Origin of the sequence: Arthrobacter sp. UYCu511 (assembly GCF_040547105.1) — a bacterium.
GTDB lineage: Bacteria > Actinomycetota > Actinomycetes > Actinomycetales > Micrococcaceae > Specibacter > Specibacter psychrochitiniphilus.
The window spans coordinates 121,892-142,498 of the sequence record NZ_JBEPPB010000004.1 but is presented as its reverse complement, the minus strand read 5'-3'; the positions used below and the strand labels follow the sequence as shown (position 1 = coordinate 142,498).

18 protein-coding genes and 1 tRNA gene are annotated in these 20,607 nt (G+C 59.6%); all 19 read right to left on the bottom strand.

The annotated features are described in order from the left end of the window. Positions 1-54: 54 nt before the first annotated feature. Positions 55-1,242, bottom strand: a complete 1,188-nt coding sequence (locus tag ABIB48_RS07810) for a TerC family protein (protein WP_110104669.1) — start codon at positions 1,240-1,242, stop codon at positions 55-57. A gap of 104 nt (positions 1,243-1,346) precedes the next feature. Continuing rightward, a complete protein-coding gene (locus ABIB48_RS07805; RefSeq protein ID WP_354212639.1) occupies positions 1,347-2,192 on the bottom strand; it encodes a Bax inhibitor-1/YccA family protein in 846 nt (281 codons plus the stop codon). A 183-nt stretch (positions 2,193-2,375) separates the two neighbouring features. Continuing rightward, positions 2,376-3,080: an excalibur calcium-binding domain-containing protein gene (locus ABIB48_RS07800; RefSeq protein ID WP_354212638.1), complete on the bottom strand. Its 705-nt coding sequence runs from the start codon at positions 3,078-3,080 to the stop codon at positions 2,376-2,378. A gap of 283 nt (positions 3,081-3,363) precedes the next feature. Continuing rightward, positions 3,364-3,439: transfer RNA gene (locus ABIB48_RS07795), tRNA-Leu, on the bottom strand. A 72-nt stretch (positions 3,440-3,511) separates the two neighbouring features. Continuing rightward, positions 3,512-4,012 (bottom strand): GNAT family N-acetyltransferase, encoded by a 501-nt coding sequence (locus tag ABIB48_RS07790; protein WP_110104671.1) that lies wholly within the window; start codon positions 4,010-4,012, stop codon positions 3,512-3,514. Between the two features lie 158 nt (positions 4,013-4,170). Beyond that, positions 4,171-5,643, bottom strand: a complete 1,473-nt coding sequence (locus tag ABIB48_RS07785; protein ID WP_354212637.1) for an NAD(P)/FAD-dependent oxidoreductase — start codon at positions 5,641-5,643, stop codon at positions 4,171-4,173. Between the two features lie 89 nt (positions 5,644-5,732). After that, complete coding sequence (locus ABIB48_RS07780; protein WP_354212744.1) at positions 5,733-7,214, bottom strand: S8 family peptidase; 1,482 nt, start codon at positions 7,212-7,214, stop codon at positions 5,733-5,735. A 28-nt stretch (positions 7,215-7,242) separates the two neighbouring features. After that, a complete protein-coding gene (locus tag ABIB48_RS07775; protein ID WP_110104673.1) occupies positions 7,243-8,196 on the bottom strand; it encodes a Ppx/GppA phosphatase family protein in 954 nt (317 codons plus the stop codon). A 38-nt stretch (positions 8,197-8,234) separates the two neighbouring features. Beyond that, positions 8,235-8,852 carry a DUF501 domain-containing protein gene (locus tag ABIB48_RS07770; protein WP_354212636.1) on the bottom strand — a complete coding sequence of 206 codons (618 nt, stop codon included), beginning with the start codon at positions 8,850-8,852 and terminating at the stop codon, positions 8,235-8,237. A gap of 94 nt (positions 8,853-8,946) precedes the next feature. Then, entirely contained in the window at positions 8,947-9,699 is a 753-nt protein-coding gene (locus ABIB48_RS07765) for an FtsB family cell division protein (protein ID WP_354212635.1), read from the bottom strand. Between the two features lie 218 nt (positions 9,700-9,917). After that, positions 9,918-11,198 carry a phosphopyruvate hydratase gene (gene eno / locus ABIB48_RS07760; RefSeq protein ID WP_110104676.1) on the bottom strand — a complete coding sequence of 427 codons (1,281 nt, stop codon included), beginning with the start codon at positions 11,196-11,198 and terminating at the stop codon, positions 9,918-9,920. A 206-nt stretch (positions 11,199-11,404) separates the two neighbouring features. Further along, positions 11,405-12,112: a MazG nucleotide pyrophosphohydrolase domain-containing protein gene (locus tag ABIB48_RS07755; RefSeq protein WP_354212634.1), complete on the bottom strand. Its 708-nt coding sequence runs from the start codon at positions 12,110-12,112 to the stop codon at positions 11,405-11,407. A 4-nt stretch (positions 12,113-12,116) separates the two neighbouring features. Further along, on the bottom strand, positions 12,117-13,334 hold the full coding sequence (locus tag ABIB48_RS07750; protein ID WP_245932011.1) for an adenosine deaminase: 1,218 nt from the start codon (positions 13,332-13,334) through the stop codon (positions 12,117-12,119). Between the two features lie 48 nt (positions 13,335-13,382). Next, positions 13,383-14,345: a DedA family protein gene (locus ABIB48_RS07745; RefSeq protein ID WP_354212633.1), complete on the bottom strand. Its 963-nt coding sequence runs from the start codon at positions 14,343-14,345 to the stop codon at positions 13,383-13,385. 297 nt (positions 14,346-14,642) lie between these two features. Then, on the bottom strand, positions 14,643-15,953 hold the full coding sequence (locus ABIB48_RS07740; RefSeq protein WP_315914212.1) for a thymidine phosphorylase: 1,311 nt from the start codon (positions 15,951-15,953) through the stop codon (positions 14,643-14,645). Next, positions 15,950-16,375, bottom strand: a complete 426-nt coding sequence (locus tag ABIB48_RS07735) for a cytidine deaminase (protein WP_354212743.1) — start codon at positions 16,373-16,375, stop codon at positions 15,950-15,952. Before ABIB48_RS07735 ends, ABIB48_RS07740 begins: the two co-directional genes overlap by 4 nt. 42 nt (positions 16,376-16,417) lie before the next feature. Then, a complete protein-coding gene (locus ABIB48_RS07730; RefSeq protein ID WP_354212632.1) occupies positions 16,418-17,713 on the bottom strand; it encodes an ABC transporter permease in 1,296 nt (431 codons plus the stop codon). Then, positions 17,710-19,020 carry an ABC transporter permease gene (locus tag ABIB48_RS07725; protein ID WP_354212631.1) on the bottom strand — a complete coding sequence of 437 codons (1,311 nt, stop codon included), beginning with the start codon at positions 19,018-19,020 and terminating at the stop codon, positions 17,710-17,712. The genes ABIB48_RS07730 and ABIB48_RS07725 overlap by 4 nt, the downstream gene beginning before the upstream one ends. Then, positions 19,017-20,591 carry an ABC transporter ATP-binding protein gene (locus ABIB48_RS07720; RefSeq protein WP_354212630.1) on the bottom strand — a complete coding sequence of 525 codons (1,575 nt, stop codon included), beginning with the start codon at positions 20,589-20,591 and terminating at the stop codon, positions 19,017-19,019. Before ABIB48_RS07720 ends, ABIB48_RS07725 begins: the two co-directional genes overlap by 4 nt. Positions 20,592-20,607: the final 16 nt, after the last annotated feature.

The following is a 20,607-nucleotide window of genomic DNA, read 5'->3' as shown; positions in this document are numbered from 1 at the left end:
CACAAAGGCCGCGCCCCACAGTATGTGGGGCGCGGCCTTTGTGTTGACGCCGGACTACTTGTTCAGGTGGTCCCGGTGTGTTTGCTGTGCCTGGGCGATTTGCATCAGGATTTCCTCGGAGTCCTTGTGCTTGTCGCGGTACTTAGGCTCCATGGTGCTGATGGTCTTTTCTTCGACCATCAGCATGCTGTACACGCGCTCCCGCTCAGCGGAATCAGCCGTGTAATCCAAGTCCAGGTAGTTATCCGCATGGCGGCGGGCGTTATTGAACACCGTCTGCGCCTTGCCGGACTTGCTCACCAGCGAGGCAATGATGGTCACTGCCAGGACTCCGATGATCACGGTCAGGGACAGCCCCGTGCCGATTTCAAACACCGGGACGGCCTCGCCACCGTTGATGAACGGCAGGTTGTTCTCGTGCAGCGCGTGCAACACGAGCTTCACACCAATGAACGCCAGGATCGTAGCCAGGCCGTAGGAAAGGTAGATCAGGCGGTCCAGTAGGCCATCTAGCAGGAAGTACAGCTGGCGCAGACCCATGAGGGAGAACGCCGTGGCGGTGAAGACGATGTACACGTTCTGGGTCAGCCCGAAGATGGCCGGGATGGAATCCAAAGCGAAGAGCAGATCGGTGCCACCAATGGCCACCATGACCAGCAGCATCGGGGTAAGGACCTTTTTGCCGTCGATCTTCGTGAAGAGCTTGTCGCCGTCGTACTTTTCAGAAGTATTGAAGAGCTTCTTGGCAAGCTTGATGATGAAGTTATCAGCGTCGTCGCCGCCGCTGTCTTCTTCCTTGAGCAGGTTTCCTGCCGTGATGAGCAAGATGATGCCGAAGATGTAGAACATCCAGGACCAGGTGTTGATCAGTGCTGCGCCGGCAAAAATGAAGGCGGTGCGGGCGATCAGCGCAAAGACGATGCCGAAGAGCAGCACTTTTTGCTGGTCTTCGCGGGGAACCTTGAAGCTGGCCATGATGACCAAGAACACGAAGAGGTTATCAACGCTCAGGGCCTTTTCGGTGATGTATCCGGCGAAGTACTCCCCGCCCATGGTGACGCCACCGAAGGCAAGCACCACAACTCCGAAGACTAGGGCCAAGCCTACGTAAATGGAGGACCAGATGGCCGCTTCCTTCAACGTGGGGATGTGCGCCTTTCGGATGTGGAAGAAGTAGTCAAAGGCCAACAAGGCCAAAATGACAACAATGGTAATGCCCCAGATCAGAGGGGATACGTTCATGAGCTGCTCTCGCTAGTTTCGAACAAGGTATGTAAGTGCTTTCAGTATGTAAACAACGCCCGGTCCAAGGGGCCGGGCGTTGTCAAAAGAAGGGGTGGGAGGGGCTAGTTATTGCCTCGCAGGATGGCCAGCAGGCGCAGGATCTCCACATACAGCCACACGAGCGTGACCGTGAGGCCAAAGGCGGCCGTCCAGGAATATTTGGTGGGCACCCCACGCTGCACACCCTGCTCAATGGAGGTGAAGTCCACAATCAGCGAAAATGCTGCCAAGCCGATCGCGAACAGGCCAATGACCACGCCGAACGGGATGTTTGTTCCCGGAATGTTCATGCCATTGATACCCCAAGGGGTGGTGGTGACGTTGAAAACCATGAGGAAGAAGTTAATCATCGAGAAGAGGGCGTAGCCAGAGAGCGCGATGATGAAAAAACGCGTCATCTTCGGTGTGGCACGGACCTTCGCGTTGCGGAACAGCACCAAGGTGACAAGGAAGACGCTCAAGGTACCCAGCACGGCTTGGACAACAATGCCCGGGTAGAGGCCCTCTAGCAAGCCGGAGAGGCCACCCAAGAACAAGCCCTCAAAGAGTGCGTAGGCCAAGATCAGCACCGGTGACGGTTCCTTCTTGAAGGAGTTCACCAGCCCCAGCACCAGACCAATGATCATGCCGGGCCACATGAGGGCCGGAACCATCCACCCCAGGGCAGCACCCACCAGCACCAGGGTGAGCGTGAAGACTGTCTTCATGATGACGTCGTCGTACGTCATCCGGCCGGTCTGGGACGCATTGGCTGAGGGCTTGCTGTACATGTCCTGCAACTGCTGCGCGGAGAACTGCGCCTGGGCGGACATGGTGTCAGCTCCACCGTTGACGGAGCCGCGATATCCGGCCGGCGTTTCCTTGAAGTTCTTATTGTTGGCAAATACCGGGTTTCCACCAAGTGCCATCGTGCCTGTGCCTCCAAAATAGGGGGTGAAGTAATCTTCCAACTCTACCAAGCAGGATGCGTAGACGAGACAATTTGTGCCTTCTGGACGCTATTGACAGCTCATTGCCAGTATTCGTTCACCTAACGTTTACCTAACTGACCAAAACAGCGCTCCGCTGGGCGTTGTGCCCGTCACAGTGGCCTACTTGTCGCAGGCAATGCCATCCTTGTCACGGTCAAGCGGTCCCCGGTACCCCGGTTGACCAACATGCATGGGAGCAGCACCAGCAGCCTTGGCTTCGCTGCAGTTCGCATAATAAACTGCCGCTGGCACCTCAACTAGGGGCTGAATAGGCGGGGCTTGTTGGGCCTCGGCCTCCTCAGCCGCACGCCGGGCAGCCTCATTGGCCGCGGCTGTATCTGCCGCAACCTTTTCCGCAGCGGCCTTTTTCTCAGCAGCTTCGGCAGCTACCCGTGCGGCTTCATCGGCGGCCGCCTTGGCCTGCTCATCTTGCGCAGCCTTTGTGGCTGCGACGGCCGATGCTTCGGCGCTGGCCTTGGCCTCGGCGGCGCCTTCTTTAAATACCTGGAACACCACGGTCTCGCCTTCGGCCACGAGTGCCCCGGATGCCGGGTCATGACTCTCAACGGTCCAGTTCTTTGGTGACAAGATTGTTTTGCCATCAACTGTGTCAACGAATGTGGTCTCGATCCCGTGGGCTTTCATCGCTTCAACAGCTAGCTCCAGAGATTTTCCCGCGTAGTTTGGAAGGGTGAAGCCATTACTGGCAGCGGTGCCGGTTGAAGAGGCCTCATCAATGTCCTCGCCAGTTCCACAAGCACCTAGCAATCCCATCAGGACAACCAGAATAATACCGCCGCACAGCAACTTGGCTCTCTTCGCCATTTTCTTCTTCACAGTCTGTCCCCATCAAGGCTTGAGCGTTACGAGTGATCGCCGACCAACACCTCATAGCCACGGAATATCAACTTGGGTGGAAAACGCCGGCACACAGCAAGAAGAAACTGAAATACGGCGGGAGTTGGCCTTCATCACGAGCATAGGACGGTGGCTCATGTTTAGTTTAAACGCGGGGTTGCGCAGTGGAATAAAGTTCGCTGAACTCGTAACAATCCACGCATCTACTCGCGGGAGCCCACAGGTGTGCACAAGCGGTGGCGCTGACTGGTGGTACCCCAGGTCGGACTCGAACCGACACTTTACAGATTTTAAGTCTGTTGCCTCTGCCATTGGGCTACTGGGGCTGATTTACAGGAGAATTCCTTTATGCTCTCGTCAACACTACTGGATGCACTGCCCGTCAATGAAACTGCGTGTCAGAGCGAGTTGAAAGGATCGGCGTACCGGAACACTCCGTGGCTTCCGGGTTCATAGTTGGCTAGGGGTAGCCCCATGAAATGTGAACCCCAGGACTGATCAGGTGAGACGATGCCCAGAGAATCGGCAGGGACAAAACCGAAGCGGGGGAAGTACTCGGCGTGACCTAAAAGGACCATAGTCCGCTCCCCCATGGCATTCGCCGCCTCGATGCTCGCGTTCATCAACGCCGAACCAACACCTTGTTTTTGATATTGCGGCAGCACTGCAAGGGGACCCAGACCCAATGATTGCGCTTCACCGATCCAGGCACGCGTGGTGATGACATAGCCCAGAATTTCACCCCGGTCTCCCTCCGCCACCAACGACAACAGTGGCAGGTATTGCCGGGCGGCAAAGAGTTCCCGCACCAGTTTGGCTTCCATGAGAGTGGGGAACACTGCCTCCAGGAGGGCGTGGATCTCAGGCCGATCCCCTGCTTGCTCACGTCGAATGATCATCAGATAAGTCTAGTGCAGTAATTTTTTGAGCCCCTTGGAGCCATGGTGCCTTGGCAGCGTCAGGCCAAGACAGCGTGAGAGTGAAAAACGGCGACCCCCGCCTAGGCCTGTTTCCAGGGTGGGAGGGGTCGCCGTCGTATGTTTCTTAGAAGTGCTGGCTACTTGGCCGTGGCTTCTTCCTTCTTTTCAACCTTGGCTTCAGCGGGCTTGGCAGCCGGAGCTTCAGAGGCCGGAGCGGCCGGAACCTCAGCGGGCTTGGCAGCGGGCTTCGGGGCCGGGGTGGCAGCCGTGACGAAGGCCTTGCGCGGGTTGTCCAGGAATTCCAGCTGAGCCAGGTCGCGGCCAGCAAACATTGCCACGAACCAGTCCATGATGACGCGGAACTTGCGCTCCACAGTGGGCATGGCCAGCCCGTGGTAGCCGCGGTGTGCCACCCAGGCCAGGGGGCCCTTGAGCTGGATGCCCATGATCTTGGCAACACCCTTCCATTCACCGAAGCCGGCAACAGCACCAAGGTTCTTGTGCTTGTAACCCTTCATCGGCTTGTTGAAGCGGCTGGCCCACAGGTTCTTGGCAAGGCGCTTGGCCTGGCGGAGAGCGTGCTGGGCATTCGGAACACAGGTGCCATCGGGCAAGCCGCCGGTGACATCCGGAACAGCCGCCACATCGCCGGCAGCCCAGGCGTTGGGGATAACACCGAATTCGCCGGTGATCTGCAGGTTGGCATTGACGGAGACGCGGCCACGCGGCTCGATCGGGAAGCCAGTGGAGCGGACCATGGGGTTGGCCATGACTCCGGCAGTCCAGATGAGGGTATCGGCGTCAAATTCCTGGGCAACACTCTTGTCCGGCAGGTTGATGAGCTTAATGCCCTTACCTTCGGCGTTGTCCAAGGAGGTGTTCAAGAGTACTTCCATGCCGCGGCTGCGGAGGTGGTCAACAACCCAAAGTGCCTGCTTCTCGGTGACCTCGGGCATGATCCGGCCCATGGCTTCCACGAGTACAAAGCGCAGCTCGGACTGCTCTACACGGTTGTTGAGCTTGACGGCGGCGCGTGCCATGTCCTCAAGCTCGGCGATGGTCTCGATACCGGCGAAGCCGCCGCCAACTACCACGAAGGTCAAGGCGCGTGCGCGCACGGCGGGGTCGGTCTCGGTGGAGGCCTGCTCAATAAGGGACAGAACCTGGTTGCGCAGTGCAACAGCTTCTTCAATGGTCTTCAGGCCGATGCCTGATTCGGCCAGACCCTTGATGGGGAAGGTGCGGGTGACCGCGCCGGCAGCCATGACCACGTCATGGTACGGCAGCTCGAACGGTGCGCCGCCGTCAACCGGGGCAATGACAGCCGTGCGGTTTTCGTGGTCAATGCTGGTCACGGAACCCTGGATAAGTTCGGTTTCCTTCAGGTGCTTGCGGTGTGAGACAACAGCGTGACGTGCCTCGATGTTGCCACCGGCAACTTCGGGCAGGAACGGCTGGTACGTCATGTAGGGCAGGGGATCAACAAGGGTGACGATGCCACCGAACTTTGCGATCTTCTTCTGCAGGTTAAACGCCGTGTAAAGGCCGACGTAACCGCCGCCAACTACGAGGACGCGCGGACGTGCTGAAAAGGTGGGAGTGATTGCCATATCTCTATACTACATTTGTTTGTGAAAATATTCACTAGGGAGTTTTTGTGATTCTCACCGCACCCTTTCCCCAAGGCACGACGGCGGCACTAATGCTTGGGTTTGTTGCCTTGCCGAGGGCGCAAGGAGGGCTCTGGCGGGGCCTCGGATGCCGCCCCGGAGCCAGAATCGCCACCTGACCCGCCAGCTTCTCCCGCAGCTGCCACGTAAGCTGGGCCACCAGCTTCTCCCGCACGCACGCGCCGCCGTGCCAGCAACAGATGCCCGCTGCCAGCAGCCAGGATGAGCACCAAAAGCCCTGCTGATCCCAACACCAATGCCTGAGGCAGGGGGCTGCCCAATAGCTCCGGCGTGATCGCCACAGGGACGTGCGCATCGCTCAGTGTTGGTTTGGGCTGAGGCCTGGAGGTCACGGGTGTGCCGCCCTCATTGGTGGGCGCCACCACGGCGCCGCGACGGTGCACACGGATCCACTCCGAGATGCTGCCCATGGGGTTATCCGTGACCTCGGGAACATCGGCGCTCAGGGCCGCTTCGGCGTCGAGAATTCCGTAGCCATAAATGGCGTTGGGGACACCCTCCCCCTTGGGCTTGGCTGTTGAAATGATCCTGTTGATGACCTGTGCAGCGCTCATGGAAGGGTATTTGGAGCGAATCAGGGCTGCGACTCCGGAGACTATAGGCGCGGCCCCACTGGTTCCATTCCAGCTGGCGTACCCGCCGCTGGGCAGCCCGCCTGCCAGGTCCTCCGCCGGGGCACTGACGCCAATGCTGATCCCCTGCGAGGAGGAATCGATGCTTGCCGTGCCGTCTCGATCGAGACCGCCCACGGCCAGGACACCCGGGATGGTGGCTGGAGCACCCACTTGTTCGCTGCCTGATTTGCGGTTGCCTGCCGCGGCCACAATGAGAACATCGTTGGCTTCTGCGTAGGCAAAGGCGTCATCCCAGCTCTGCGGCCAGGCTGTGGATGAACTGCCCAGGGACATGTTAATAATTTTGGCGCCCTGGTCCACGGCCCAGGTCACGGCTGCCGGAATCTGGTCATCAATGTTTCTTCCGGACGGGTTTTCGCTGCCCAGCCACACCGAAATGCTCAAGAGTTCAGCTTTTGGTGCCACGCCGATGACCCCGTCCGGCCCGGCCCCCACGGTAGCTTTTGCCTTGGCTGTGCTGCTGGCTTTTGGTGCCGCCTTTGATGGACTGGCGGTACTGGCGTTGTGTCCGCGGCCTCCCAGCATTGTTGCCACAAGCGTGCCGTGCTCGGGTTCGGCGCCAATGCCCTTGGTGCCTTCTTTGTTACCTTCACCGGACATGTCGATCCCGCCCACCACGGCACCTTTGAGGTCTATATGGTCCGCGTCAATGCCACTATCGATGATGGCAACTTTCACACCCTCCCCCTGCGAGAGTTCCCACGCCTTTGCGATCCCTGACTGTTGGAGCCAGTACTCGCGGTTGCGGATGTCATCGGCGGATGCGGCGGGCGCCCCCACTACGGCCAGTGAGCCGGCCAGGGCAAGCGTTATCAGCGCGGCAGCGACAGCGCGCAACCGTGGGGCTAACTGCATGTGGGCTCGTTTCAGTAAGGAATGGATGTCAGCTTCGGGCTGCACCCAAGGCAATTCCATCCAGAATATCGTGTTCACTGGTGGTTGCCGATTCCACGCGCCCGCCGTTGAGCTCTGACACCCGGCGCAGCACCGTTCGCCAGATCAGGGCTCCGGCGCCAATGACGTCTACACGGCCCGGATGCATGAAGCCAAGCTCGGCGCGCTGGGCCCGTGTCATGGACAGCAGCGAGGTGGCCGCAGCATCCACTGTTTCCAGAGGTACTACGGCGGCATGAATCACCTCGCTTTGGTAGCTCTCCAACCCCAGGGCGTGCGCCGTGATGGTGGTGATGGACCCTGCCACACCCACCACTTGGGTGACGTTGGCAAGCGGCACCGCGGCGAGGACCTCCTGGAGTTTGTCTTCGATGGCTGCCTCGGCAGCAGCAATTTCAGCCTCGGTGGGCGGGTCTGATTTCAAGTACCTTTCGGTAAATCGCACGCACCCCATGTTGGTACTCACCCCCGCCACAACACCCTTGCCGTCACCCACAACGAATTCTGTGCTGCCGCCGCCCAGATCAACAACCAGGACGCGGCTCTCCCCCAGTACTGGTAGCACGCTGACAGCGCCGGCGAAGGAGAGAGCCGCCTCTTGGTCACCACTGACAACTTCAGGTTCCAGCCCGAGCCGGGCCTTGATGCCGGCCACAAATTCGTCCCTGTTACCGGCGTCGCGGGTGGCGCTGGTGGCCACAAAACGCACCCGTTCCACGGCGTTGGCGGCGATGATGGCGGCGTAATCGTCCACGGCAGCGAAGGTGCGCACCAGTGCCTCAGGGGCCAGTAATCCGGTGACGTCAACGTCTTGTCCCAGCCGGACCACACGCATTTCACGGTGCACATCACTCAAGGACGCCCCACCCTGTGCTCCTAGGGACACATCAGCAATGAGGAGACGGATCGAATTTGTTCCACAGTCAATAGCTGCAACGCGCATCTTGATGGCCTTTCGGAAAAGCTGCGTGGACGTGCTGATTACGGGTTCTGCTGGTTTAAATGCTTGACGTGGCGGCTCAGGTCCTTGTGCGGGACGGGTGCGGCGTTGTCCCAGGCACCGGCACAGTAGCAGGACTCTGGCGTCCACCACTGGGCTACTGCGGCTAGGGCCTCGTCGCCCAGCGGGTTGACGCCGGGACCTTCGGCTAGTGCATGCCCAATGAGCACGTGAAGGCATTTGACACGGGTAGGCATGCCCCCGGCGGAGATGCCGGCAATTTCCGGCACAGGACCGGTTCCGGCGCGTTCACCAATCGCTTCGCGTGCTGCAATGTAGCTCTCATGCGCCTTCTGGTAGGCGGCGGCCAGCTCCGTGTCCGTCTCCAACCGTTGGGTCATCTCGTTCATGAGACCGGCGGCTTCGAGCCGTGATGCCGCAGCCGTCAAGATGGGGTGTGTCAGGTAAAACGTGGTGGGGAACGGGATCCCGTTGCTGAGCCGGGGAGCTGTGGCTGCCACCAGCGGGTTGCCGCAGATGCAGCGGGCCGGTATTTCCACAACATCGCGCACAGGGCGGTTGAGCTGCCGGCTCAGGGTGTCCAGATCATGTGGCGTGGGGACGCGCCCATTCGAGGCGGAGCTGATGGTTACGGGCACGGACGGGCCTTTCCTGGAACTGTTCTCAAGCGTTGTCCGGCGACGGCCGGGGTGTTCAACCTATTATTTTAGCGTGCCGGGCGGACACCGGGCATCAGGGTGCCGCTGGCGCAGTGGGCTCAACCGCCGGGGCAGGCTGTTTGGCAGCGGGCTCCTTGGGCGTCACGGGCACCTGTTCCTTGGCGGAATTCTTGACAGCCTCCCACAGGCCAGACACCCACGGTTCCACTGTGACTTCAGTAGCTTTTTTGGCTGTTGTTGCTTCGGCCGCAGCAGACTTGGCTGCACCTACCGAGTCTTTGACTTCCTCGGTGCCGTTGGCCCCATACACCCAGTACCCGGTTTCACCGGGCATCAGCATACTCACCCGCTCGCGGGCTTGGCGCTTGATATAGGCAGGATCATCCCAGCGTTGAAGTTCTGCAGCATAGGCGTCCTGTTGCGCCTGCCGGGAGGTAATGTCTTCTTTCAGCGTGGCAATTTCGCTGCGTTGAGTCATGAAGGTGTGCACGTTGGGAGCCAATAAGATGGTGAAAACGCCCATGGTGAGCACAAGTACCAGGATTCGCCCGGAAAATGATCTGGCCGGGACAGGGCTGGTGCCTGCCGTGTGAATCACACCGTCCTGGCGGCTGCGCCCGTTGGGCCCACTGGTGAGCTGGCGCTCACGCTTGCCACGGGGCGGGGCCGGGACCGAAGAACCTTCGGGACCAGCGCCGGAGCCGGGCGTGGCACCAGAGTCAGCTGCCGGCGTCGTGCTAGCCGACGTGGCATCAGGTTTTTCCGGGCCGTTATGAAGCCCGGATGTGAACTGTGCTTTGGGCACTGAAGGCCGTCGTGTGGCCATGCTTTCCCTACCTGCCTGCGCCGGAGATTCCCCGGCAGCAATTATTCCAACGCTCTCTCACCTTCGGGCCGTTTTATCCAAACGCTCTCTCACCTTCAGGCCGTTATATCCAAACGCTCTCTCACCTTCGGGCAACGCGTGGGTTAATCGCAGAAGGCCGCGGAAGCTGGCGAGGTGTGAATTCCACCTTAGCCAGCCCCCGCGGCCTTCGTTGCTATTTAGCCCTTGAAACGCGGGAAGGCGCTGCGGCCTGCGTAGCGTGCGGCGTCGTCGAGCTCTTCTTCGATGCGCAGGAGCTGGTTGTACTTGGCAACTCGCTCGGAGCGGGCCGGGGCACCTGTCTTGATCTGACCGGCGTTGGTGGCAACGCAAATGTCAGCAATGGTGGTGTCTTCGGTCTCACCTGAACGGTGCGAGGTGATGGTGGTGTAACCGGCGCGCTGTGCCATGGACACTGCGTCCAGGGTCTCGGTGAGCGAGCCGATCTGGTTGACCTTCACCAGCAGCGAGTTGGCCGAGTTCTCAGCAATGCCGCGGGAAAGGCGCTCGGGGTTGGTGACGAAAATGTCATCGCCCACAATCTGGACCTTCTCGCCAATGGCCTCAGTCAGAGTCTTCCAGCCTTCCCAGTCTTCCTCATCCAGGGGATCCTCGATGGAGACCAGCGGGTAGTCGGCAACAAGCTCAGCGTAATAGGCGCTCATGTCCGCAGCAGTCAGTGCCTTGCCTTCGAACTGGTAAGCACCGTCCTTGAAGAACTCGGACGAGGCAACGTCCAGGGCCAGGGCCACGTCCTTGCCGGGCTCGTAGCCTGCGCGCTTGATGGCTTCTAAGATCAGGTCCAGGGCTGCACGGTTGGAGGGCAGGTTCGGTGCGAAGCCGCCCTCGTCGCCCAGACCGGTGGAGAGACCCTTTTCCTGCAGAACGGCCTTGAGGTTGTGGTAGACCTCAACGCCCCAGCGCAGACCCTCAGAGAACGTTGCTGCACCCAACGGGACAACCATGAATTCCTGGATGTCAACGTCGGAATCTGCATGTGAACCACCGTTGAGGATGTTCATCAGCGGAACCGGCAGTACGTGTGCGTTGGGTCCGCCCAAGTAGCGGTACAGCGGCAAGCCTGCGGACTCTGCAGCAGCGCTGGCCACGGCCAAGGAAACGCCCAAGATGGCGTTGGCGCCGAGCTTGGACTTGTTGGAGGTGCCGTCCAGTTCCAGCATGACGGAGTCAATCAGGCGCTGATCCGTTGCGTCCAGGCCCTCAACTTCGGGGGCAATAACTTCCAAGACAGCCTCGACTGCCTGCAAAACACCCTTGCCCTGGTAACGGTTCTTATCCCCGTCACGGAGTTCCATTGCCTCGAAGGCACCTGTGGATGCACCGGAGGGAACGCCGGCGCGGCCCATGGCGCCATCGCTGAGCAGAACCTCAACCTCTACGGTCGGGTTTCCACGGGAATCCAAGATTTCGCGTGCATGAATGGCTTCAATAAGTGCCACGTATCGCTCCTAATAGTCAGCTTTGTTGAGTAGATGTCGACCACGCTGTCGCCTCAATCCTAGCCGACGGCGTGATGGGGCACTCATTCAATACGCTCAAAGCGGGAATGTTGCTCCCGGGCGGTGCCCCATAACGAAATTTTGCGCAGGAGACTTCCCTCACCTTCGTAGCGATACATCGTTGAGTATCGCTGCCTTGGGACTGGCTACTGCCTGCTGGCGCCCTGGCTGCGCTCCTGGAATTCCTGCACGGCGTGGCGCAGGGCCCTTTCGGGGTCTAGCCCCTGACCTTGCGCCGCCAGCACGACGCCGAAGAGCGCCTTTCCGAGGTCTTCTTCAGTTTCGATGGGGCTGGGTAGGGTCCCTGCGGGGACTGGCAGGGATGCCCGCCGGGCCCGCTCCACTGATTTTTGTGCCCTGGCCAGGGCTGGCAAGGAGCGCGGAATTCCGGCAAAGGGGCTCAATTGCTGACTCGGGGCCGCCGTATTCTGCCTTGAGGCGGCACGTTCCTGGGCCTTAACCCGCTCCCAGGTCTCCTCGATTTCGGCAATGGTGGCGGGAAAACTCTCCTGCAAGGTGCCGTTGGCGTGGAAGACGTGGGGACTGCGGCGAATCATTTTTTCGCTGAGCCCGTGGGCCACCCTAGCCAAGTCAAATTCGCCGCATTCTTCGCCGAGGCGTGCGTGCAGCACCACTTGGAGCAAAATGTCTCCGAGTTCTCCGGAGATTTCACTGGAGTTTCCGTGCTCCAACGCCTCGATGAACTCATGTGTTTCCTCCACCAGATAGCTGGTGAGTGATTCATGAGTCAGTGCGGCCGTCCAGGGGCAGTGTTCGCGAAGTGCCTGGACCACAGCAACAAGGCGGGCCAACTCCACTTCTGTGGAGCGGGCCCGCCCGTTGTGTTCAGGCACGTAACTACTCGTCACGTCCGGCATCGCCTAGATCGGATGCGTCAAACGTTTCAAACTCCTCAGAATCTTCAAAGTCGTCCATCTCCTCCATGGCGTCCTCGAAGTGCTCAATGATGAAGTCCGCTAGCTGTTCGCGTGATTCGATGGGCAAAAACGATGCATGGACTGCGTTCAGGGTCAGTTCCAGCACCGTGTCCAGGCCGTAGCCGAAGGTTTCCACGAGCAGCCCGAACTCACCGGTCAGGCTCACGCCACTCATGAGCCGGTTGTCCGTGTTGACCGTGACGTTGAAACCCAACTGATGCAGCAGGTCAATGGGGTGCTCGGCAATGGTGGTTCCAAAAGCCGCAATGGCGCCCGTCTGCAGGTTAGAGGAGGGGCACAGCTCTAGCGGGATTTGGCGGTCACGTACCCACTGGGCCAAATCACCCAAGGTGAGCGTGCCGACGTCGTTCCCGTCCTCTTCTTGGACATCAAGGTGGATGTCCTCGGCAATGCGCACGCCGTGGCCCAGTCGCAGCGCCCGGCCATGGACCAGTGCGTCCTGGATGCTTTCCAGCCCCGCTCCCTCGCCTGCGTGCACAGTGGCAGGGAAGTTGTTCTCGGCCAAATAGGTGAAGGCCTCGGTAAAGCGGGAGGGCAGGAAACCGTTCTCGGCCCCGGCGAGGTCAAAGCCAACCACGCCGTTGTCACGGTGGCGGACAGCCAGTTGGGCAATCTCGGAGCCACGGTCGCCGTGGCGCATGGCGGTGATGATCTGGCCTACCTCAATGTATCCACCAGCCTCATCCACCGCGTCCATGCCTTCTTCAAGGCCTTCCTGGACAGCTTCCACGGCATCGTCGAGGGACAGCCCGGCGGTGAGGTGCTGCTCCGGGGCCCAGCGCACCTCGCCGTAGACCACTCCGTCTTCGGCTAAGTCTTCAACGAATTCCCGAGCGACCCGCACCAGGTCATCATGGCTCTGCATGACGGCAATGGTGTGTTCGAAGGTCTCGAGGTAGCGTTCGAGCGAACCAGAGTCAGCGGACTCGAGGAACCAGCTGCGCAGTTCCTCGGGGTCGGTAGCCGGCAATGTATGCCCGGCTTTGGCAGCCAACTCAATGATAGTTTCGGGGCGTAGACCTCCATCAAGGTGGTCATGCAGGGACACTTTGGGCAGCGATTTGAGATCGACACCCGGGAGAGAAATGCCTGTGTGTTCTGAAGTTGAGTTAGTCACAGTCCCACTCTAGGGATGCGGGGGGCCCTGCGCTAGTTTGACGGCGCTCTAGTGCCTGTTAGGCCCAGTTCCTACTTCTTCAATTTTGTTCCCCACGGGACTTAACAGCTCCTGCTGATCGGGCTCATTGATGGCGGGCACCGCAGGCGCGGCGGCCGCAGCGGGCACGGCCGGCACCGCAGGCAGATCGGGCACAGCAGGTACGGCAGGCGCGGCGGGATCGGGTACGGCAGGCGCGGCGGGCGCAGCGGGATCGGGTACGGCAGATCCGGGATCGGGGACAGCAGGCACAGCGCCGAGATCAGACACGGTTCCGCTCACAGCCACATCCCTGTTGAGCCCTCGCTTCTCCAAGATGCGGTGCACAAGCTTCATCGCATGGTCCACGAGGAAGCCGATGCCGATGGCAAAGACCACGGCAATGACTACACCCAGCAGCGGGTTATCGTGCACCCAGCGGCCAGCGAATGTTCCCACGGCCACGGAATAACTGGCCCACGTTAGAACCGCGATGCTGTCCAGAATCACGAATTGTCGCCACCGGAAGCGGGTGGCGCCTGCCGTGAAGTTGACAGCAATCCGCCCCACCGGGATGTAACGTGCCGTGAAGATCAAGATAGCCCCACGTTTTTCCAGTTCCTTGCCGGCCCACGCGAAGGCTTTGGCGCTGCGGGGCCAGCGCATCCACCGGAAGCGTTCCACCCCGAGCCTGCGACCCAGCCAATAGGCAATATTGTCGCCAATGATGGCACCGAAGGAAGCGCCCAGGATCAGCAGCCAAATATTGGGATACCCCTCCCGGGAGGCTATGGACGCCAGAGCTACTATGGCGGTTTCGCTGGGCAGGAACAGGAAAAACCCATCAATGAGGCAAAAGAGTGCCACAACAGGAATCACCCACCATTGAGCAGCGGAATGTTCAATGGTGACGTTGATCTGATCGATGAGGCCCAAAAAATCCACCGGGGACTTGTCCTCTCCTGTGATGGTTGCTTCCTTAAAGTTTCCCACGTTGGCGCAGCCCCTGTATCCACCCATCGGAGGATATTCCCTTGCCCCAGTCCCTCTTGAGAATGAGAGCCCTCCCCCGCGAGCATATGTGCCGGTTCCGGTGAATTTGCCTCGACCGGCATCACCCCACGGCTAACCACCACCCGCCAAACGGAGTAGAACATTCTCTAGCGCAACAAAGGTGGCCCGGAAAGATTCCGGGCCACCTTTTTTGCTGGTGCAATCCCATCACCTGAGAGTGATTGAGAGAGCGTTCCTCAAAACACCCCATTAAGTGAGAGAGCGTTGGTAGTGGGGTTAGGCGATCCGGTCGATGATGAGCCGGTTCGCCGGGCGGGAACCTTCCGGGGCAATAGTGAACGCACCCTCGAGTGCTTCCTTGGCGCCCTGGAACTTCTCCGGAGTGTCTGTCAGCAGCGTCATCAGCGGCTCCCCTGCCCGCACCACGGCACCTGGCTTGGCATGCATACGCACCCCAGCCCCAGCCTGGACAATATCCTCCTTGCGGGCCCGTCCTGCACCCAGCCGCCACGCGGCAACCCCAACGGCCATGGCATCGAGTCCCACGAGCACGCCATCGGCCGGGGCATAAACCGTCTCCGACTCCCGAGCCACTGGCAGTGCTGCCTGCGGATCCCCGCCTTGGGCACGAATCATGCGCCGCCACACGTCCATGGCCCGTCCGTCCTTGAGCGCCGCTGCCGGATCAGCACCGTGAATGCCGGCTGCCTCCAGCATTTCCTCTGCCAGCCTGACGGTAAGTTCGACGACGTCTTCCGGACCACCGCCTGCCAGCACGTCCACGGACTCTTGGACCTCAATGGCGTTACCTGCGGTCAGACCCAAGGGTGTGGACATATCTGTCAACAGCGCCACGGTGTTAACACCTGCGTCTTTGCCCAACGCCACCATGGTCTGCGCCAGCTCACGGGCCCGCGCTTCGGTCTTCATAAACGCCCCGTTGCCCACCTTCACATCCAGCACCAACGCCGCAGTGCCTTCGGCAATCTTCTTGCTCATGATGGATGAGGCAATGAGCGGGATGGATTCAACGGTTCCCGTCACATCGCGCAGCGCATACAGTTTTTTATCCGCCGGCGCCAGGTTTCCACCGGCTGCGCAAATGACTGCGCCCACCTCGGAAAGCTGGCGCATCATGGCCTCGCGGCTCACATCTGCCCGCCAGCCGGGAATGGCTTCCAGCTTGTCCAAGGTCCCCCCGGTGTGCCCCAGCCCTCGGCCAGAGAGCTGTGGCACGGCTGCGCCAAATACGGCGACCAGAGGCGCCAGCGGCAAGGTGATTTTGTCCCCCACGCCGCCAGTTGAATGCTTGTCAGTGGTGGGCATCCGGGCCCCGGCCGGGTTGCGCAGAGCGGAGAAGTCCAGCCGCTCACCCGAGGCGATCATGGCCGCAGTCCACTGTGAAATTTCTTCCCTGTCCATGCCGTTCAGGAAAATGGCCATGTTCAGGGCAGCCATTTGTTCCTCAGCAATCTCCCCGCGCGTGTAAGCCGCAATGGTCCAGATGATCTGTGCAGGGGTGAGCTTGCCGCCATCACGTTTGGTGGCGATCACGTCGACTGCGGCGAAAGTTTCTTGGGCGTTCATGAGTGTTCCTTCAAGTTGTCGGGGCCGAAAGCGTCGGGCAGAATTTGATCCATGGTCTTGGCTCCTGAAGAAGTCATGATCTGGGTTCCCGCCGTACTGAATTCAAAGAGCAACTGCCGGCAGCGCCCGCACGGCATGAGGATCTCTCCAAATCCGTCAACGCAATAGAACTCGGTGATCAGGCCGCCGCCGCTCATCCGGGCGGCACCCACCATGGTGCATTCTGCGCAAAGAGTCAGCCCGTAGCTGGCATTTTCCACATTGCACCCGGAGACGATCCGCCCGTCCTCAAGCCTGGCCGCAGCCCCTACCGGATAGTTGGAATACGGCACATAGGCGTGGGTGAGTGCCGCGGTGGCGGCTAGGCGCAGTGGCTCCCACACGGAGCCGGACTTCACGGCCACACCGGCCTTCACAGCCATACCGGATGTCACAGGTACCTCAGACTTCTCAGGCATACCGCGCTACTCCTTAATATAGGGCTCGCCGTCCGCGGCCGGGGCCAGAGAACGGCCCACGAATCCGGACACGGCCAGAATGGTCAAAGCGTAGGGCAGCATCGCCAGGAACTGGCCGTCGATCGGGGTACCGGCCAGGGAGAGGATACTTTGAAGGTTCCCGGCCACACCGAACAACAGGGCTGCCAGTGCAGCACCGATGGGGTTCCATCGGCCAAAGATCAGCGCCGCGAGGGCAATAAAGCCCAGCCCGCCGGTCATGTCCTTACTAAAACTGCTCACCGCAACCAAGGTGAAATATGCGCCACCGATTCCTGCCACAGCACCACCGGCCAGCACGTTGATGACCCGGGTGCGGTTGACGTTGATACCGACAGTGTCCGCCGCTTTGGGGTGCTCGCCTACCGCCCGCACCCGCAATCCCCAGCGGGTGCGGAACAGCCCGAACCACAAAGCCGCGACAAGGATCAGCATGAAGTAGCCAATGATGGACTGGCGGAACAAGGTGGGCCCAATGATGGGAATTTCAGAAAGCAGCGGGATCGGGAGGTTGGGAAGGTGAGCCGGCTGGTTGTAGATTGTGGCGCCGTCGACCTTGGTCTTCATGATTTTTTCGAAGAGGAAGCCAGTCAAACCGGACACCAGAACGTTTAGCACCACGCCAACAATGATCTGGTTCACCACATATTTGATGCTGAACAGCGCCAGCAGCACTGACACCAAAACACCGGCGACGGCGGCGGCGATGAGCCCGGCATAGGCGTTGCCTGTAATTGAGGCAACCAGTGCGGCCGTGAAGGCACCCGCCAGCAGCTGACCTTCAATGGCAATGTTGACCACTCCGGCACGTTCCGAGAGAACACCTGACATGGCGCCGAACAGGATGGGGGTGGTGATCAGCATGGCACCGGCAAACAGGCCCACCAGCGTGATGTTTTGTGTGCTGGTTCCGCCAATGATCCACACCATCACTCCAATGACAAAAACCACGGAGAAACTTGTGATGACCCATTTGGCGATCTTGCCGGAGTCCCTGGTTTGGCGCCACGCCAAATACGTCAGGGCCAAGGCGATAATGGAAACTAGGGTGCCCACGGCCTTGGCCGGAACTACCAGGTCAGGTACCTGCCACGCATCCGTATCTTGGGAGATTCGGAACGTTGCCGTGCCGCTCGGTCCCAGAATAATAAAGACCACAACGGAGAACAAGGACAGTATGCCCAGCAGAATCGGCATCTTCCAGCTGCGGATGGCAACCGCGTCGGCAACCTTAGGCGTCTCACTCTTAGCGATGATGCTCATGTGTTCGCTCCTACACGGCGGGCTACCTTGATCCGGAAAATCGACCGGACCAGAGGAGGTGCGGCGATGAAGAGAACTATCAATGACTGGACCACGGCAACAATGTCAATGGAGACGTCGGCATTGATGGCCATGGAAGTACCACCGGCCTTGAATGCACCGAAGAGTATTGCGGCGAAGAAGGTCCCCCACGGTTTCGACCTGCCCAACAGGGCCACCGTGATGGCATCAAAGCCAATACTGCCGGCAATGTCTGAATCGAGGATTTTTTCGGTACCGGCCAGCTGGGTGACACCGGCCAAGCCAGCCAAGGCTCCGGAGATCAGCATGACGGTGATGTAGCCCCGAGAAACCAGCATGCCGGCCGTGCGTGCTGCCCGCGGATTTGCGCCAATGGCCCGGTACTCAAAACCGAGGGTTGAACGCTCTAACAGCCAGGAAACAACAAACACGGCGATCACGGCCACTATCAGCCCCGCATGGATACGGAAGTTAGGGCCCAGCAACAGCGGGAACATGGCACTTTCATGCATGCGTGGGCTGATCGGATTGGAACTGTTCGGGTCTTTGAGCTGGTTCTTGAGCAGATACAGCACCAAGGACACTGCAATGTAGTTGAGCATGATGGTGACAATGACCTCATGCGCCCCGGTGCGTGCCTTCAAGAATCCTGCGATCCCGCCCCAAACCGCTCCACCAACAGCACCAGCCACAATGACGGCCAGCAAGTGAATACCCGGCGGCAGTTCAATCAAGAACCCTACGGCGCCAGCAAAAGTGGCACCCAAAATAATCTGGCCTTTGGCGCCAATGTTGAACAAGCCCACACGGAACGCCAAGGTCACGGCCAGTCCTGAGAGGATCAGCGGAGTGGCGAAGGTGAGGGTTTCAAAAATACCCAGCCGCCCCTTCCACGTGCGTGAGCCGGGATCATAGGTAGCACCTCGCCACAGCGCGCCATAGGCTTCTGAAACTGATGCCCAAACAGCTTTGAACGTTGCGGTGGGATCGCCAAAGAAATAACCCAAAGCGGTGGTAACACGGGCATCAGTGGCAGCGATGAGGATGCCACCAATAACAAGGGCTACCACTACTGCCAGAACAGAAATCATGGCGTTACCGCTCATAATTTCCCGTACCAGCTGGCTGCCACCCCCTTCTCGCTCCGGTTTCACGGGAGAGCCCGGGGCTCCGGGTACACCGGGTGTGCCGGGATTGCCGGGGGCTCCGGGTACTGACGTGCTGGTTGATGTGCTGGAAGGCTCCGCGGCTTCCTCTGCAGGTTTGTTCACTTCAGGCCCGCTCATAGCTGCACCCCTTCCCCGGTTTCCCCGGTAGTTCCAGATTCTTTTTGCGATTGCATTTGTTCCGACGCTTCTTCAGCGCTGAGCCCGGCCATCATCAGACCGAGCAGAGCGCGGCTGGATTTTCCAGGCACAATGCCCATGAGCCGGCCTGCAAAGAGCACTGCGATCCGGTCAGCGAGTTCAAGAACTTCATCTAGTTCGGTGGAGACAATGACCACCGGTGTTCCGGCATCGCGTTCTGCCACAATGCGCTTGTGCAAAAATTCGATGGAACCTACGTCAACACCGCGTGTGGGCTGTGAAGCAATGAAGAGTTTCAAAGGCCGGGACAACTCCCGTGCCAATACTACTTTTTGCTGGTTGCCACCGGAAAGCGTGTGAGCGGCATCCCGTGGTGACTGGGCTCGAATATCAAACTCTGAAACCTTCTCTACAGAATTTTGGGCAATGGCGGAGCGGTTCAATGTTCCGCCACGGGAGTACGGAGCCTTTTTATAAAGGTCAAGGATCAGATTTTCCGCGATGGAAAGTTCCCCGACCAGGCCATCATCTTGGCGGTCCTCAGGAACAAAACCGACACCGGACTCCAGCACCTGACTAACGCTTTTGCCTACCAGCTCTTTTCCGTCCAAAGTGATGGACCCCAGGACATGCTTATGTAAGCCCAGCACGGCCTGGGTCAATTCGGTCTGTCCATTGCCCTGCACCCCGGCGATCGCCAAGATCTCCCCTTGAGAGACGCTCAAGGAGAGATTATCGAGCAGCCGATGACCGGAATCGTTCATGACTGTCAAGTTGGAGACCTTAAAGGTTTCCGCACCTGGAGTAGCATCGGCTTTGTTCAACGTCAGGTTCACAGCGCGTCCCACCATCATGGCCGCCAACTCTGTCGTGGACGTATCGGGGGGCGCAGAACCAACCACCTTGCCCCGTCTAATGACGGTGATGGTGTCAGAGATCGCCTTCACCTCACGCAACTTGTGGGAAATGAAGACGATGGAGGTACCGCTGTCCCTGAGCTGTCCCATGATCTCCATGAGTTCATCAGTCTCTTGAGGGGTGAGAACGGCGGTGGGCTCATCCAGGATCAGTATCTTGGAGTTCCGTACCAGTGCCTTGATGATTTCCACCCGTTGCTGCACCCCTACGGGAAGATCTTCCACCAGCGCATCGGGATCCACATCGAAGCCAAATTGTGCGGAAATCTCACGAATCTTCCTCCGCGTATCGCCAAGATTGAGAACTCCTCCGAAGGAGGTGCTCTCCGCTCCCAATGCCACGTTCTCCGCGACAGTAAAGACCGGGACAAGCATGAAGTGCTGATGGACCATGCCGATTCCTGCCGCCATGGCGTCCGCCGGGCCGGAGAAGGAAACGGGGACATCATCAACTAAGATCTGTCCTGAGCTGGGTGAATACAGCCCGTATAAAACATTCATGAGCGTGGATTTTCCTGCACCGTTTTCACCCAGCAGACTGTGGATCTGTCCTGATTCCACCACTAGGTCGATGTGGTCATTCGCCACGAGGGTACCAAAGCTCTTGGTAATGCCCCGAAGTTCTAGTTTCAACGTTTTAGCCCGTCTG